The sequence below is a fragment of the Butyrivibrio sp. ob235 genome, from assembly GCF_900109475.1.
Taxonomy (GTDB): Bacteria; Bacillota; Clostridia; order Lachnospirales; family Lachnospiraceae; genus Butyrivibrio.
In genome coordinates this window covers 1-1,962 of the sequence record NZ_FOBE01000071.1, presented here as the reverse complement: position 1 = coordinate 1,962, position 1,962 = coordinate 1, and the positions used below count along the sequence as shown (strand labels likewise).

Sequence of the window (1,962 nt, the reverse complement as noted above, 5' to 3'; positions counted from 1 at the left end):
CGGGAGTTTGACACCTAAATCATATCAAAAATAGTTGCAGACCACATCTGGTCTGTATTTTTTTGTCAAATTTTATTTTTTAATATATAGTGATATATAGTGATTTGTGGTATAATAAGGGCTGGGGGATACTATTCATGAAACTTACAATATCAAAGTCCAAGAATTCAGAATCATTCTATATTTCCAAATCCTTTATTGATAATTCTGGAAAAAGCACCACTGCTACTGTCCGTAAACTCGGCACACTTTCAGAATTACTAAAGGATCATGGCCCAACTCGTGATGATGTTATTGCCTGGTGCCGCAGCGAAGTTGCTGCCGAAACCAAGAAGTACAAACAGGCACGCAAAACAAAGTCTGTTCAGGTTGTTTTCCACGCAGATAAAGAATTAGACTATGCACAGCGCAAACTATTTGAAGGCGGTTATCTGTTTCCTCAGGCTGTTTACTACAAGCTCCAGCTGGATAAGATCTGTAAGACAATCAAACAACGTCATCAGTACGAATACGATTTAAATGCCATTCTTTCTGACCTGGTTTATAACCGCATCCTTGATCCACGTAGCAAACTTTCTGCATATAAAGCTGCCCAGTCATACCTTGAAGCTCCTACATACGAACTTCATGATATCTACAGAGCATTATCAGTACTTGCAGAAGAATCGGATTTTATCCAGTCTGAAGTTTTTAAGAACAGCAACTATTTTGGTAAAAGAAATGATCGAATACTTTACTACGACTGCTCTAACTTCTATTTCGAAATTGAGCAAGAAGATGGTAATAAAAAGTATGGCAAAAGCAAGGAACATCGGCCTAACCCAATCGTTCAGATGGGCCTTTTCATTGATGGAGACGGTATTCCTCTGGCATTTTCAATTTTTGGTGGGAATCAGAATGAGCAAAAATCATTAAAGCCTTTAGAATCAAAAATCCTTCAGCAGTTCGGTCATGATAAGTTTATTTACTGTAGCGATGCCGGCCTTGGTTCAACCGATAATCGCAAATTTAATCACCTAGGAGAACGAGCGTTTATCGTCACCCAGGCAATAAAAAAGCTCGATGCAGAAAACAAAAAACTCGCACTGAGTAAAGATGGTTTTAAAAGGCTTTCGGATAATAAAAAGGTTTCTGCTGCAGAAATTGAAAGTACTGATTCTGATGAGTTGTACTACAAAGAAATCCCTTATATCAGCGGAAATATCGATCAGCTACTCATAATCACCTATTCGCCCAAATATGCAGCTTATCAAAAGGCAATCAGGGAAGCTCAGGTGCAACGTGCCGAGGCTATGATCAACAAAGGAAAGCTAAAAAAGAATCGCAAAAACCCTAATGATCCAGCCCGTTTTATAGGGAAGGATGCATGTACTGAAGATGGCGAAGTTGCCGATATCCATTACTATCTTGACGAGACAAAGGTTGCCGAAGAAGCTAGATATGACGGTCTTTACGCTGTCTGTACAGATCTTATAGACGATGATGTTAAGGATATTTTGAAAGTAAGCGAGGGACGATGGCAGATCGAGGAATGCTTCAGAATCATGAAAACAGATTTCGCTGCAAGACCTGTCTATATCAGAAGAGATGACAGAATAGAAGCCCACTTCCTGATATGTTTCCTGTCATTACTTGTTTATCGTTTATTGGAAAAGCAACTTGAAAACAAATACACCTGTGAAGAAATCTTGGATAAATTGAAATCAATGAAATTTGCAGACATTAAAGGACAGGGATACATGCCAACTTACATTCGTGATAAACTTACTGATGCCCTTCATAAAGTATGCGGTTTTAGAACCGATTACGAATTCATTACTAAAGCTGATATGAGAACTATAGAAAAACAAAGCAAGCAAAGGTAATATTACTATATATCAAGAATCACAAAAATAACGCCAAGAGCCTGATGTATTAAGGCTTTTGGCGTCTTTAGTTGGTATTAAACTGTCAAAGACAGGA

1 protein-coding gene is annotated in these 1,962 nt (G+C 38.2%); it reads left to right on the top strand.

Annotated elements, in window-relative coordinates:
• The first annotated feature begins 137 nt into the window (after positions 1-137).
• Positions 138-1,865, top strand: coding sequence for an IS1634 family transposase (locus BMW61_RS21445; RefSeq protein WP_091826123.1), 1,728 nt, complete (start codon positions 138-140; stop codon positions 1,863-1,865).
• Positions 1,866-1,962 lie beyond the last annotated feature (97 nt).

Coding starts and splice junctions, on each gene's coding strand:
- BMW61_RS21445 (WP_091826123.1), top strand. CDS start 138: ATGAAACTTACAATATCAAAGTCCAAGAATTCAGAATCATTCTATATT.